The organism is Rhodothermales bacterium (assembly GCA_040221055.1).
Classification (GTDB): domain Bacteria; phylum Bacteroidota; class Rhodothermia; order Rhodothermales; family UBA10348; genus 1-14-0-65-60-17.
Genome location: JAVJVN010000014.1, coordinates 381,519 through 396,242 on the forward strand (window position 1 = coordinate 381,519; position 14,724 = coordinate 396,242).

Below are 14,724 nucleotides of genomic sequence, written 5' to 3' on the forward strand. Positions count from 1 at the left end.
GCGGATAAGGTGGTGGGATGGAACGACGGATCAGTGCAGTACGCGCTGAGCCAGCAATCGTTCTACATCTTTCAGCTCATTCGTGAAACGGGAATCGGTGTCCAGGCGGGCCTGGATGGCCTTGCAGGCATGGATGACGGTCGAATGATCGCGCCCACCGAAGTGCCGGCCAATGGCTTCGAGGGAAAGTTGGGTCATGTGCTTGCAGAAGTGCATGGCGACCTGGCGGGCGTCCACAATGGGACGCTTCCGGCTCTTGCCGATCATGACATTCGGGTCCAGATGGTAGTACTCGGCCACGATGTCCCGGATTTGCGTGGCGGAAATCGTCTTCCGGACGCGGGTCTCAATGAGATCCTGCAGTGCATTCTGGACGAAGGCCAGGTCCAGCTCCTGGTTCGTTATCCGGTTGAGGGCGAAGAGCCGGTTGAAGGCGCCTTCCAGCAAGCGGATGTTGTCTTTCACGTTGTAGGCAATATAGTCGATGACGTCCGGCGCCAGATCCAGGCCGGTGCGCTGGCAGTGGCTCTGCAGGATGGCCGTCCGTGTTTCCAGGTCCGGTGGCTGCACATCGGCCGACAGGCCCCAGCGGAAGCGGGACAACAGGCGCTCTTCGATGCCGGCTATCTCGGCAGGGGAACGGTCCGCGCACAGGATGATCTGCTTTCCACGCTGGTGCAGGTCGTTGAACAGGTGGAAGAACTGCTCCTGCGTCTTCTCCTTTCCGCCGAAGAACTGGATGTCATCCACGATCAGGACGTCAATCTGCCGGAACGTGGTGGTGAACTCACCCAGCGTATTGTTCTGGATGGCCTGAACGAAGCAGTTCGTGAAGGCCTCGGACGTCATGTACAGGACCTGCGTGCGCGGGTTGCTGCCGGCAATCTGGTTGCCGATGGCGTGGGCCAGATGGGTCTTGCCCAGTCCGACCCGTCCGTAGATCAGGAATGGATTGAAGCTCGTTTCGCCGGGCTGTTGCGCCACCGCTATTCCCGCGCTGCGAGCCAGTCGGTTGCAGTCGGCCTCGATGAAGGAGTCGAACGTGTAGTTCGCGTTGAGCGTCCGGGGAGCGGCGCCCGGCATGGATTCAGGACGGACCTTGAGGGGGGTGCCCGTGTCCGCCGCACCTCCATTCCGGCTCCCGTTTGCCGGGGCGGATGGCGCTTCGGTCCGCGTCCACGGGGCCACCTGTTCGTCGTCCATGCCGGCCAGCGCGGCCACGTCGGCCGTTGAGAACCGGACGGCAACCTGGGCGCCCGTCTGCGCGTTCAGTACGCGCTGCAATTCGGTCAGGTAGTTCTGTTCAATCCAGTCCCGATGGAAGTCGCTGGGGACTTCCAGTTCGACGTCCATGCCGCTGTCGGAGGCCACGGCCGAGAGCAGGGAGATGGGTTCGAGCCACGTCTGGAACGGTCGCGCTGCAATGACGCCTTGGAGTTCACGCTTGCAGTCCTGCCACAAAATATCAGTCGGCCGCTCCATCAATATCAGTTCGTCAAACGGGTGGGTGTGTTCGCTGTCTGGGGTACTTATGGTAGGGCTGAAATACCCCTGTGAGCAAGGAGATTACAGGGGGTATTTCTCCACACGTTCCACTTGTTATCAACACGGCCAATGTGGATAAAAACAGAAACGCGCCCTGGAGCCCAGAAGCGCGTTTCGTTGGCAAAAATGCCGAAATAACGCAACAGACGGTGAATTATTCTTCGTCCACGCCGAACCCCTTCAGAATCTCCGCAGCGTGATCGTTGGTTTTCGGGCGTTTATACACTTTTACGACCGTCCCGTCCTCATCGATCAGGAAGGTGGTCCGCTTGGTGCCCATGGAGACCCTTCCGTACAGGTTTTTCTGGCCATATGCACCGTACATGTTCAGCACGGATCGGTCCTCATCGGCCAGCAGCGGGAAGGGCAGTTCGTAGCTGTCAGCGAACCGCCGATGGCTCGCCACCGGGTCGTCCGACACCCCCACGATGTGGATGTCATGCTTCTTGAGCTTCCCGAAATTGTCCCGCAGGTTGCAGGCCTGTTTCGTGCAGCCGGGGGTGTTGTCCCGGGGGTAGAAATAGAGGGCCAGTTTCTTGCCCTTGTAATCGGCGAGGGAGATGGTCTTGCCATCCTGGGTCGTTCCGGAAAACGCCGGTGCCTTGTCTCCGACGTCCGGCATGGCGGGGGAGTCAGCCATGGGTAGATTGGGTTGGATTTGCTGTGGGTGATTCCATGCTACCGGCCACACCGGACCGGGTTTCAGAACGGCACGTCAACGGCCTCGGCCAGCCACTTCACCAACGGCCGACCCCGCTCCATGAGCTGCGCCACGTGCGGCACGACGTCCGGCGCCAGCACCTCGTCATCGGACATGGACCGGAAGGCGACGAAGTCCTTCCGCTTCAGGTCCTCGATTTCCGGGTGGTCCGGAGCGTATCCCTTGGGCGCGCGCACCAGCGAATCGCCGCCCCAGCGGAAGTTGGTTTCCCCACCGCCACTGTCCGGCGCTTTGCCTGAGCCCCCGAACACCGCATCCCGCGCCGCATGCCATGCCTCCGGATCGGCATCCATGGCTTCCCGGATGGCGCGCAACGCCGGGCCGTCCCCGCGCCACAATCCCATACCCACCATGCTCCTTCCGGGCTGGATGTGGAAATAGAACCCGGGCGCGACCCCGTCCTTCCCGCTGGCGTGCCGGAAACGGATGGCCGCCCACGTCTTGTAGGGCGTCTTGTTCTTCGAGAAGCGCGTATCCCGGTAAATCCGGAACAGCGATCCCCCCGAATCGCTCGGAATGGCGTGATAATGCGGGCTCAACCCGGCCACGAGCGGCCCGATGTCCTCAATGAAGCGGAACAGCGGCTGCCGGTACACCGCTTCATACCGCGCCTTGTTGGCCTGGAACCAGTCCCGGTCGTTGTGGGCTTCCAGGTCGGCCAGAAAATCGAAGAGTTCGGTCGTGATGTACGGGTTCATGACGGCAAGTTAAGGATCCGGCTCGCGAGTGGAAGGCTCAGCCTATGAACGTCCTGGACTGTTTGTGCGCCCCACGCCTGATATTGGCGTGAAACGAGGACGAGAATGGAATTATGGGCCATTTAAGCACGTTCCAGCTGATTGGCCACTGAACAGGGTGGCTGAGACTGGCCCGCAACCGTTACAATCTGGCGTAAAATCCCGGGTACATGGCGTGTAAGTGCACGAAAGTGGCGCAATTCGCGATGAACCTGGCGCGTAAATTCCAAGGCCGAATTGTGCAGCACACACGTGCGGCCGAAACACCCCGAATTTCGCGCCACCCATACAGGGTTAGGCGCCAGATTTAGGTAAAAACACGCCAGAATCCATCATATTCGCGCCATTCTTGCACGAATAAGTGCCACATTTCTAACGCGCTCGCCTGAATATCCGAGATGTTTTGCTCGAAAAAGCGCCATTACGCATTAAAAATGGCATCCGGAAGCGTGCGTGTATTCACGCCACAGTACTTTCGCGCCAGATCAGACGGAAGGGAAGGTGCGAAGCCCCTCACCGTACACAGACTGTTCCTGCGCCGAACCTCGCCACGTGTCCACATCCGATTCACCGGGCCGAACCGGATTCAAAATAATTGATGATGCGCGCGGCGGCGGCCGGTCCCACCACCTCCGCCAAGGTCCCTTCTCCCGCCTTGCGGATGCGCTCCACCGATCCGAACGCTTTCATGAGTTTGCGGGCCGTGGCCGGGCCGACGCCCTGGATGTCCTCGAGTTCGGTGTGCAGCGTGGTCATGGTGCGCTGCTTGCGCTGGAAGGTGACGGCGAAGCGGTGGGCTTCGTTGCGCACGCGCTGGAGCAACTGCAGCGAGGCACTGGCCTTCGGGATGAACCGGCTCTCGGTATCGCCCGGGAAAAACACCTCTTCCAGGCGTTTGGCCAGGCCGACGACCGGGAATTTCCCGTAGGCCTCCACGTCCACGAGCGCCTGCACGGAGCTCGACAGCTGCCCCTTGCCTCCGTCAATGACCACCAGGTCGGGCCAGGGGCCATTCTCCTCTACCATCTTGCCGTACCGGCGCCCCACCACTTCCTTCATGGCCAGGAAGTCGTCGCTTCGCCCACCGCCCACCGAGCGCACCTTGTACGTCCGGTACTCGCTCTTGCGGGGTTTGCCGTCCACGAATACGACGCACGACGCCACGACGTTCGTGCCGCCCAGGTGCGAAATGTCGAAGCACTCAATCCGGCGCGGCAGGCGGGGGAGCAGCAGGTCCTGCTTCAACGCCGTCACCGTATGCGGGATCTTGCCCTCGTTCGCGCGCTGGCGCTGCAGTTTGAACTCCTCCAGGAGCAGCTCGGCGTTCCGGGTCACCATGCGGATGAGGCCGGCCTTGTCGCCCCGCTGCGGCACGTGCATGTGCACCTTGCCCTGGCGCCGGGCATTCAGGTAGGCCTCTACCGGTCCCTGGTCTTCAAGCGGCACGGCCAGCAGTACCTCCTCCGGGAAGAACGTGGTCTCCGTGTAGTAGTGCTCCACGACGGTCTGCAGCAGCGCGGCATCGCTTTCGTCGCCCACCCGGTTCATGTATTTGTTCTGGCGGGCAATCAGCTTGCCCTCGCGCATCTGCAGGATGGCGGCTGCAGCGAGTCCCGATTCGCGGTCCACGGCCAGCGCGAACAGGTCCCGGTCCACGAAGTCGTTCGACATCACCTTCTGGCGGTTCGTGTACTTCTCGAGCGCATCGACCCGATCCCGGAGCCGGGCGGCCTCCTCGAACTGCATGGCGGCCGCGGCGGAGCGCATCTCCTCCTTCAGCATCCCGATCAGGGACTTCGTCTTCCCGTTCAGGAGCTGCTCGATCTGCCGGATGGATACATCGTATTCCTCCGCGGATTCCAGGCCCACGCACGGCCCGTTGCACTTTTTGATGTGATACTGCAGGCAGACCTCGTACTTGCCGGCGGCAATGGGCTCCGGCGCCAGGTTCAGCGTGCACGTGCGCAGGCGGAAGATGGAGCGGATGGTATCGAGCATGATCCGCATGGACTTGACGTCCGTATACGGGCCGAAGTATTTCGATCCGTCGCGGATGGTCCGGCGCGTCGGGAATATCCGCGGGAAGGGCTCGTTCTTGATGCAGATGTACGGATACGTCTTGTCGTCGCGCAGCGTGATGTTGTAGCGCGGGCGGAGATCCTTGATGAGGTTGTTCTCCAGCAGCAGCGCCTCGACCTCGGTGTCCGTGACAATGACTTCCACGTCGTGGATTTTCGACACCAGGATGCGCAGGCGGCCCTCCCGGTTGCGGCTGTCGTGGAAGTACGAGTTGACGCGGGCGCGCAGGTTCTTGGCCTTGCCCACGTACAATACGTTGCCGTCCACGTCCTTGTGCTGGTACACACCCGGCCGGGTCGGAAGGTTGGCAAGCGTCTGTTCGAGATCGGGGTGCATGCAGCGGAAACGAGCAATCCACCCTGAGGTTCGGCGCTACAACATGGCCTTCAGCCGCGGCAGGTGGTCTTCCTCCCCGTAGAGTGCCAGCAACCGTTCGAGCTCTTCGAAGACCAACGGCCAATTCATGGTTTCGCCGCTGCGCTGGATGATTCGATCAATGTCTACCCAATCCTGGCCGCGTCCCGCGACGGTCTTCGTGATAACGAGGTCTTCAGCCGAGCAGATGCGGAGTGGAACCATCAAACCATAGTTTTGGCTAACAGAACGTTCCGTTATTCGCTTCTCGAAAGGAGTATACCCGACGAAAATGTCCACTTCGTAGTTGTTCGGAGTGCGCCCGAAAAATACCCGATGGGTCTGGAAATCCCTGCTTGCTTCCTCGTCTCGGAAGGCCAGGTGTTTCATCAAGACAGCCAAGACGTCCGTTTCCCGGCCCAACTCGCAATAGACGTTCAGGTCCAGGTCGGTTGTTTGACGGACTTCGCCCCAGTGTTGTAGCGCGACGCCACCAATGAAACAGAATGCAACGCCATCCTCTGTCAACGCCTGCTGCAGGGCAGCCGCATCATCGAAAAGGGATATACCTGGTTCGCGAACCATGAACAGGCCGTGCAATCCATGCAGCCACTTTTCATGCGTGCGCTCCTTCAGCGCTTTCCTGCGCACCTCGTTCGCACGCTCGAAGCCAAGCTTCTTCCGTTCGATTTCTGCTATGAGGGTTGCTTGGTCCATTGTTGCCACTAAGATGGATACTCGTCGGCGACCATCTGTTTGAGTCTTGGCAGGTTTTCGTCCCGGCCCGCCATTTCGAGCAGTGGTGCCAATTCCTGGTAGATCAGATCCCAATCCATCGAGTCCCCGGAGCGCTGGATGATGCGCTGGATATCGACCCAGTCCTGCCCACGACCGGCCAGGGTCTTCATGACGGTCAGGTCAACAGCCGAGCAGATATGGAGGGGCACGCCAACGCCATAGTCATGGTCAACGGCGCGTTCCATCATGCGGCGTTCGTAGGGCGTGAATCCGATGGAAATGTCCACCTGTGTGCCCTTCGGCGTCCGCCCCAGATACATCCTTCCCAGCAGGAATACATCCCTGGAGTCTTCAATACGGGGATTCAAATACCCATTCAATACAGGCAGGATGTCCGGCTCCGTACCCAGCTCACAGAAAATGGTCAGGTCGATGTCGGTTGTTTGGCGAATTTCACCCCACAGCTGGAGCGGAACGCCTCCAATGAAGCAGAACTGAATATCATGGGCTTGGAGTACCTGCTGCAATTCGGCCGCCTCTTCGAACAAATACCCGTTTGGTTCGCGGACATGGAGAATGCTGCGGTGCACACGCGGCAGCGATTCAAGCCACTGCTCCTGCGTCCGGTTCTTGAGGTCCTGCACGCGCAATTCCTCTGCGCGGCGGTAACCCCACTCCCGGTCGATGTTCTTTTTCAGATACTCGATGTCCATGACATCAATATAGACCCATCGGGGATCCACGCATAACCTGCCATGACCGAAGAGAAATCATTACTCCGGCAGGTTCCAGGCCTTCGAGCGGGGACTGAGTTCAACGGGCACCCATCCGTCGGGGGTCAGGCGTTCAATGGCCTGCATGTACCCGACCTTGAACGCGTTGTCCAGCGGGGCGGGGTTGTGCCCGAGTTCCCTGGCCCGCGCCCAGGCCTTGTCATAGCTGTCGTTTGTGCCGACGGAGATGGGGCGCAGTTCTTCGTCCAGGGTGAGGAGTAGAGAGCCCGGCAGCGAGCGACCTCCTTCCTGAGAAACCAGGGATTCCTGCGAGTGGAAAACGACGGCACTGTCTTCGGACATCGGGCGGATGCCATTGGTTAAGGGGAAGGCAGTTGGTAACAGTTTGCCGGTTTCGGTAACCGGCAGGCGCAGGTAGGCCTTCTCATGGAGGGTCGGGCCGGGGCCCGGCTGATACGTACCCTGTCCGGGGCCAAAGCCACCGATGTCGCGCGGATCGAGTACGATGATGACAGCCTGGCGGAACGCATTGTTGGTGCCGCCCAGCAGGAGTTCCATGAACCCATCCCCGTCCACGTCGTGGATATTCATGGCATGGATGGCACCCGGGTGGTGGTAGATGTCCAGGACCTCACCGGTCAGCGCATCGGTCTTCACAATGATGGCCGGATAATATTCGTGGAAGGCGGACGAATAGATTTCCACGCGGCCATTCTGGTCCAGATCCGCGGCAATCAAGCCTACGGGTGTCATCCGCCCGTGGATGATGGACAGGTCCAGGTCATACGGCAGTTCCAGATCGAAGATGGCGTGGCTCCTGACGATCAGGGACCGTCCATCCGTGATGTGAAGGTGGGCCGTCGATCCTGTGTAATAGCGCCTCGGCTCGTGCCATATGAATTCCCTGAACCCGTCGCCATCAACGTCGACCAGTGCGGCCGTTTCGTAATTCTGTCCATGCCTGCCGAGATATGTTTCGGTAGAGTTCAACGTATACCGCATGAGTTCGTCGCCGTAGCGGTTCTCCACGATGTAGCTGCCGTCCTGGTAGCGCCATGACTCGGGGTAGGGGTCCACGCGGTTTTCGATAACCCACATGGAGGCACCGCCGACGGCGAGCGCGATCGCGGTCAGCACGACGAGGGACTTGTTGCGCCAGAACAGGCGGGCGGCGTGTGCCGGGCGGCTCCGGACGACTTCCTTCACGATGCGCCGGTCGGCCAGCACATCGCTGGCGTGCAGGATGCCCCGCAGCCCCAGTTTCCGGTTCGGGAATTGCCGGCGGAGGTGCTCCACGCGTTCGCGGGCCAGGTGCTGCTGGGCCTCGGGGAGCACGAGGATCCTTACATCGGAGAAAAAGGCGGCGTCCACCTTCGGCGCCAGCAGGTCGTCCGCCACGGGCAACACGCGGCCGTCACCGTCCACGACTCCGGTGAATGCAATGTCTGTGCTCAGCCGGAATTGCCGACGATCGTCCGAGAACCGGATGATTTCGCACCAGGCCAGCAGGGTCATGGCCAGTCCGGCGGAGGCGCCCGAATGGGCGCCTCCGCCGGACTCCAGGGCGAACCGGCCCCGGTACGTGGCGGACAACAATCCCGGGTGGGTTTCCTTCAGGAGACCCCGCGCGGCGCTCAGAGGAGCCGAGAGCATCCGGGCGGAATCGCCGTCGTGCTCGAACAGCACGTCGAACTCGTCCATGGTCGGTGTGCGACCGGTCACGCGGCAGGCCAGGGTACGGTTGTATCCAAGCCAGAGCGGACCGCCTGCCCCGACGTGGGGAACGTCCGCGACGACGGGGAACCGGCAGCGGGTAGACGTGGCGTTGGAGCTGTTGCCAGTCTTTGCGTTCAGGCTCGAGGCACGTCCGCTGCTCGCGAACCGCTCGTGGTGGAAGGCGGCGATGGTTTCGAAACGGGGAGCACACTGGGGGCGATGGACGCGCAAGAAGTCGGCGACGTCTGACCCTGATTGCAGGCTGCTGGCGGCAGGCGCGTCGCATCCCACGAGCCGGGCCAACACGTCGGTGGCGCCCACGCGGGCGTACTGGAACACGCACCAGGAGCAGAATTGCCCGGCGAGGGGCCGCAGGTAGTGCAGCGCATCGGCCGATTTCGAAATCCGCAGCACCACATCGGCGGCGGCCTCCAACAATTCCGGCCGGACCCCGTCCAGGTCCACCGCATCGCCGACCGGCTCCAGCAGGTCCAGCACCTCATCCATGAACGATTCGGCCTGCCGGGGTTGCGGCAGGTGCCCCAACTCATCGGTCAGGAACAGCAGGATGCCGACCAGTCGATGGGTTGGGTGGGTGGGGTGGCTCAGGCGGACCTTGAGTCCGTCCAGGGCTTCCTCAACGTCGATGGGTGACTTGTTGGCGGACAATGGGTGAGGGGGATGGCAGGTTCAGCGGACGAGTTGACTGAAATGAAGTTCGGGTGAAGTATGCGGCTCCTTGCAATCGTTTTCAAGTATGCAACTGGACTGCATACGTTGGTTAACGCCGTAAACTTAATAGTGTCATGCACTTATCGGTAGCGCTTCCGGTTTTTTCATAGTCCGTTTTCGTTGTTTTGGGGGCCTGAGCGCCGTACACTTTGGGCAATTCAGCGCGATTCACGCGCCGTGCAACCACGCCATGCCCGCATTGACCATCATCCTGTCCATCGTACTCGTACCCGTCGCAGACCTGGGTCTGCTACTGGTCATTACGTAGGCACATCGGTCAATCTTCTCTGGGTAACATGCATGGGTGAGGGGGTTGACTGCAACCCCTGACCACCGTGAACGCCCGACGAAGCGACACCATCAAGCGCGGATACGAACGCGCCCCGCACCGGAGCCTGCTGCGCGCGACTGGCCAGATCCAGTCGGACGAGGATTTCGACAAGCCGTTCATCGGCATCTGCAACTCGTACATCGACCTCATTCCGGGGCACGTGCATCTGCAGGCGTTCGGCAAGATCGTGAAGGATGCGGTTCGCGCCGCCGGGGGCGTTCCGTTCGAATTCAACACCATCGGCGTTGACGACGGCATTGCCATGGGGCACATGGGGATGCGGTATTCGCTTCCTTCCCGGGAGCTGATTGCCGACAGCGTCGAGACCGTCGTCGAAGCCCACTGCCTGGACGGCATGGTGTGCATTCCGAACTGCGACAAGATTGTCCCGGGCATGCTCATGGGGGCGCTGCGCACCAATGTCCCGACCATTTTCATCTCCGGCGGGCCCATGACGGCCGGGCGCCTGCCGGACGGCCGCAAGATCGACCTCGTCTCGGTATTCGAGGGCGTCGGCGCGTACAGCCGGGGAGACGTGAACGATCAGGGTCTGGATGACCTGGAGCGCTTCGCGTGTCCCACGTGCGGCTCCTGCGCCGGTATGTTCACGGCCAACTCCATGAACTGCATCATGGAAGCCCTGGGGCTCGCGCTGCCCGGCAACGGGACCATCCTGGCCACCAATCCGGCCCGCCATGAACTGGCGCGTGCGGCGGCCGCCCGCATTGTGGGTCTTGTCGATGCGAACCTGCGCCCGCGCGACATCGTGACGCAGGCCGCGTTCGACGATGCGTTCGCGCTGGACATGGCCATGGGCGGCTCGACGAACACCATCCTGCATCTGTTGGCGGCGGCCATCGAAGCCGGCATCCCGTACGACCTGGAGCGGATAAACGAGATTTCGGCGCGTGTGCCCTACCTGTGCAAGGTCGCCCCGGCGACCCCCGATGTGCACATGGAAGACGTGGATGCGGCAGGGGGGATTCCTGCCGTGCTCGCCGAACTCGAGCGGGCGCAGCTGTTGAACTCCGACCGGCCGACGGTCACCGGCCACACGTTGCGGTGGGCGGTGGCTGAGGCTGAAAACCGCAATCCGGACGTCATCCGGCCGGTCGAGCGCGCCTTCCGGCCGACGGGTGGGCTGGCCGTGCTCTTCGGCAACCTGGCGCCCGAAGGATGCGTCATCAAGACCGGCGCCGTCCCCGACGAACTGCTGGAATTCGAGGGCCCTGCCCGGATCTACGAGTCGCAGCACGATGCCGTGACCGGCATCCTCTCGGGTGCGGTGCAGCCGGGCGACGTCGTCGTCATCCGCTACGAAGGGCCGCGCGGCGGCCCCGGCATGCCCGAAATGCTCCAGCCCACGGCTGCACTGGCGGGCCTCCGGCTCGACGCGCAGGTCGCCATGGTCACCGACGGCCGCTTTTCGGGCGGCACGCGCGGGCTGTCCATAGGTCACGTCTCGCCGGAGGCCGCCTCGAGCGGCGAGATCGGGCTGGTCGAGCCCGGGGACCGTATTCGCATTGACATTCCCCGGCGGCGGATTGACCTCCTGGTATCGGACGCCGATCTCGCCGCCCGCCGCACCCGCCAGGCCGCCTTCACGCCCCGCATTGCCAGCCGTTGGCTGCAACGCTACGCCCAGTTCGTCACGAGCGCATCCACCGGCGCTGTCCTCACCCTGCCAACCCCGGAACCCGTCCATGCCTGAAAAAAATGTCACCGGAGCCGAAATCCTTATCCGCTCGCTCGAGGCCGAAGGCGTCGAATTCGTCTTCGGGCACCCCGGCGGGGCCGTCATCCAGATCTACGACGAAATGCACCGGCTGCAGCCGAAGTTCGAGCACATCCTGGTGCGGCACGAACAGGGCGGCACGCACGCCGCCGAGGGCTACGCCAAGGCCACCGGCAAGGTGGGCACGGTGCTCGTGACTTCCGGGCCGGGCGCCACGAACACCGTCACCGGCATTGCCGATGCGTTCATGGATTCCATCCCGCTCGTCGTGCTCACCGGCCAGGTGCCCACGAAGCTCATTGGCAACGATGCGTTCCAGGAATGCGACATCATCGGCGTGACGCGAAGCATCACCAAGCACTCGTTCCTGGTGCGGGACGTGCGCGAGCTCGCATCCACCATCAAAAAGGCGTACCACATTGCGCGGACCGGTCGCCCCGGCCCCGTCGTGGTCGACCTCCCGAAGGATGTGATTGCCGCCCGCGCGCCGTTCGAATGGCCCGAGCGGATTTCCCTGCGCGGCTACAGCACCATTACGCGCGGCGAGCAGGGCCAGGTGGAGAAGGCGGCCCGGATGATGCGCCAGGCAGAGCGCCCGCTCCTGTACGTGGGCGGCGGGACCATCATCTCGAATGCGACCGATGCGCTCACACGGCTGGCGCGCAAGACGCAGATCCCGGTCACGACCACGCTGCACGGGCTGGGGTCGTTTCCCGAGGATGATCCGCTGTCCGTCGGCATGCTGGGCATGCACGGCACGTGGTACGCCAACCAGGCCGTCCAGAACTGCGACCTGCTCATTGCCGTCGGCGCCCGCTTCGACGACCGCGTGACGGGCAAGATCGACGCCTGGGCGCCGCATGCGAAAATCATCCACATCGACGTGGATCCCGCCTGCATTTCGAAGAACGTCCCGGCCGACTGCCCCATCCTGGGCGACGTCGGGCACGTGCTGGCGCAGCTCGAGCCGCTGGTTGAATTCCGCAACCGGGCGGACTGGCTGACGCAGATCGAGGCGTGGAAGGCCGAATGCCCCCTGGAATACGTGCACGATGGCGCGCTTCGCCCGCAGCACATCATCCAGGAACTGCGCCGCAAGACCGGCGGGCACGCCGTAGTGGTGACCGATGTGGGGCAGAATCAGATGTGGTCCGCCCAGTATTTCACGTACGCCGAGCCCCGCTCGCACATCACGTCCGGGGGGCTCGGGACCATGGGCTTCTCGCTCCCGGCGGCCATGGGCGCGGCGTTCGGGCTCCGGAAGGCCGCCGAGAACGCAGCTGAAAATGCCGTCCCCGTCATCTCCATAAACGGAGACGGCGGATTCCTCATGAACATGCAGGAATTGGGCGTGGCTGCGGCCCACAAGCTGCCGCTCAAGATCGTGGTGCTCAACAACTCGTACCTGGGCATGGTGCGGCAGTGGCAAGAGCTGTTCCACGACGAGCGCTACAGCCACACGCATCTGGCGCCCACGAACCCGGATTTCGTGCAGCTGGCCGAGGCCTTCAACTGCGTCGGGCTCCGCTGCACGCGCCCCGACGACGTCACGGCCACGATCGATGCGGCCTGGGAGGTCACCGACCGGCCCGTGCTCATGGAATTCCAGGTCATCACCGAAGAAATGGTCTTCCCCATGGTGCCCGCAGGCGCCGCCACCGACGAAATGATCACCCAGCGATTCAACCCCGAGGAATTCGCATGACCACCGCAACGCATCCTTCGGCCTCGGCCCCCTCGCTCACCCCCCAACAACTCTTCCGCAAACAGGCCGCCGGCGAAGGGCTGAGCCCGGACGAACCCGACGCCGCGCATCGTCACGTCATCGTGGTGACCATGGAGAACACCATCGGCGCGCTGAACCGCGTGGCCAACCTGTTCTCGGCGCGCGGTTTCAGCCTGGAGAGCGTGAGCGTGGGCATCGCGGAGGGTCAGACCGCGCGGATGACCCTCGTCACGACGGGCAACGACCGCATCATCGGGCAAGTCCTCCAGCAACTCAACAACCTCGTGGATACGCTCCACGTGGACGATGTCACGGACGAGGCCTTCGTGGAGCGCGAGCTCTGCCTGGTGAAGGTCGCCGCCACGCCCGCCGAGCGATCCGCGCTCATGGGCGTCGTGGACATCTTCCGCGGCAACGTCGTGAACATCACCCCGGACTCCATGACCTTCGAAGTCACGGGGCCACCCACCAAAATCAATGCCTTCATCGGAATGATGCGGGAATACGATGTGCGCGAGGTGGCCCGCAGCGGCCGGGTCGCCATGCGCCGCCAACTTGTTTTCGAGACACAATCATGAAGATGCACTACGAAGCCGACCCCACCCTCATCCGCAATCGCACGGTTGCCGTCATCGGATACGGCAGCCAGGGCCACGCCCATGCGCTGAACCTGCACGAAAGCGGCGTCCGCGTCATCGTGGGCTTGCGCCCGGGCAGTGCGACGGCCGCCGAAGTCGCCCTGCGCGGCCTGGAGACGGCGACCATCGACGAAGCCGCGGCCGAGGCCGACGTGGTCATGCTGCTCATTCCGGATCAGCACCAGAAGCGGGTCTATGAGGCCCACATCCGCCCGCACATGACGCCGGGCAAGGCGCTCGCGTTTGGCCATGGATTCAACATCCACTACGGCCAGATTGAGCCGCCCGAGGGCGTGGACGTGTTCATGGTGGCGCCCAAGTCGCCCGGACACCTCGTCCGGCGGACGTACGAGGAGGGCCGCGGCGTGCCGTGCCTGGTGGCCGTCGCACAGGATGCGAGCGGCGAGGCCATGGACCTGGCGCTCTCGTATGCCGATGCCATCGGGGGCACCCGCGCCGGGGTCATCGAGACCAACTTCAGGGATGAGACCGAAACCGATCTGTTCGGCGAGCAGGCCGTGCTGTGCGGCGGCACCGAAGGCCTCATCAAGGCCGGGTTTGAAACGCTCACGGAAGCGGGATATCCCGAAGAACTGGCGTACTTTGAGGTGCTGCACGAAATGAAATTGATCGTGGACCTGTACTACGAAGGCGGACTGGAAGCCATGAACCGGTCCGTCAGCGACACGGCTGAATACGGGGGATACTCCCGCGGCGCGCGCGTGGTGACGCCCGCCGTCAAGCAGGAGATGAAAGCCATCCTCGCCGAAATCCAGTCCGGCGCGTTCGCCCGCGAATGGATTGATGAGTGCGAAAAGGGCTGGCCCAACATGAACGGCCTGCGCGAGGCGCACATGAACCACCCCGTCGAGACCGTCGGCAAGAAACTGCGCTCCATGATGTCATGGATCCGCTCATCCGTAGCCGTGGACTGATGC

General features: G+C 62.7%; 11 protein-coding genes. 4 read left to right on the top strand and 7 right to left on the bottom strand.

Annotated features, from left to right (window positions below):
- Positions 1 to 30: 30 nt before the first annotated feature.
- The 7 genes from dnaA to RIE53_09265 form a co-directional block, all read right to left on the bottom strand.
- Positions 31 to 1,482: a chromosomal replication initiator protein DnaA gene (dnaA, locus tag RIE53_09235; protein ID MEQ9104870.1), complete on the bottom strand. Its 1,452-nt coding sequence runs from the start codon at positions 1,480 to 1,482 to the stop codon at positions 31 to 33.
- A gap of 217 nt (positions 1,483 to 1,699) precedes the next feature.
- Positions 1,700 to 2,185 carry a thioredoxin-dependent thiol peroxidase gene (gene bcp, locus RIE53_09240; GenBank protein ID MEQ9104871.1) on the bottom strand — a complete coding sequence of 162 codons (486 nt, stop codon included), beginning with the start codon at positions 2,183 to 2,185 and terminating at the stop codon, positions 1,700 to 1,702.
- A 62-nt stretch (positions 2,186 to 2,247) separates the two neighbouring features.
- Complete coding sequence (locus RIE53_09245) at positions 2,248 to 2,964, bottom strand: DUF2461 domain-containing protein (protein MEQ9104872.1); 717 nt, start codon at positions 2,962 to 2,964, stop codon at positions 2,248 to 2,250.
- 606 nt (positions 2,965 to 3,570) lie between these two features.
- Positions 3,571 to 5,418: an excinuclease ABC subunit UvrC gene (gene uvrC / locus RIE53_09250; protein MEQ9104873.1), complete on the bottom strand. Its 1,848-nt coding sequence runs from the start codon at positions 5,416 to 5,418 to the stop codon at positions 3,571 to 3,573.
- A 36-nt stretch (positions 5,419 to 5,454) separates the two neighbouring features.
- Positions 5,455 to 6,153 (bottom strand): hypothetical protein, encoded by a 699-nt coding sequence (locus RIE53_09255; protein MEQ9104874.1) that lies wholly within the window; start codon positions 6,151 to 6,153, stop codon positions 5,455 to 5,457.
- An 8-nt stretch (positions 6,154 to 6,161) separates the two neighbouring features.
- Positions 6,162 to 6,917, bottom strand: a complete 756-nt coding sequence (locus tag RIE53_09260; protein MEQ9104875.1) for a nucleotidyl transferase AbiEii/AbiGii toxin family protein — start codon at positions 6,915 to 6,917, stop codon at positions 6,162 to 6,164.
- Positions 6,918 to 6,947: 30 nt separating this feature from the next.
- Positions 6,948 to 9,293: a hypothetical protein gene (locus RIE53_09265; protein MEQ9104876.1), complete on the bottom strand. Its 2,346-nt coding sequence runs from the start codon at positions 9,291 to 9,293 to the stop codon at positions 6,948 to 6,950.
- A gap of 398 nt (positions 9,294 to 9,691) precedes the next feature.
- Here RIE53_09265 and ilvD point away from each other — a divergent pair, with 398 nt between their 5' ends.
- Genes ilvD through ilvC form a run of 4 tightly spaced genes read left to right on the top strand, consistent with a single transcriptional unit; the run spans position 9,692 to position 14,721 of the window.
- Positions 9,692 to 11,398, top strand: a complete 1,707-nt coding sequence (ilvD, locus tag RIE53_09270) for a dihydroxy-acid dehydratase (protein MEQ9104877.1) — start codon at positions 9,692 to 9,694, stop codon at positions 11,396 to 11,398.
- Entirely contained in the window at positions 11,391 to 13,127 is a 1,737-nt protein-coding gene (gene ilvB / locus RIE53_09275; protein MEQ9104878.1) for a biosynthetic-type acetolactate synthase large subunit, read from the top strand. Before ilvD ends, ilvB begins: the two co-directional genes overlap by 8 nt.
- Positions 13,124 to 13,726 (top strand): acetolactate synthase small subunit, encoded by a 603-nt coding sequence (gene ilvN / locus RIE53_09280; protein ID MEQ9104879.1) that lies wholly within the window; start codon positions 13,124 to 13,126, stop codon positions 13,724 to 13,726. The genes ilvB and ilvN overlap by 4 nt, the downstream gene beginning before the upstream one ends.
- A complete protein-coding gene (ilvC, locus tag RIE53_09285) occupies positions 13,723 to 14,721 on the top strand; it encodes a ketol-acid reductoisomerase (protein ID MEQ9104880.1) in 999 nt (332 codons plus the stop codon). Before ilvN ends, ilvC begins: the two co-directional genes overlap by 4 nt.
- Positions 14,722 to 14,724: the final 3 nt, after the last annotated feature.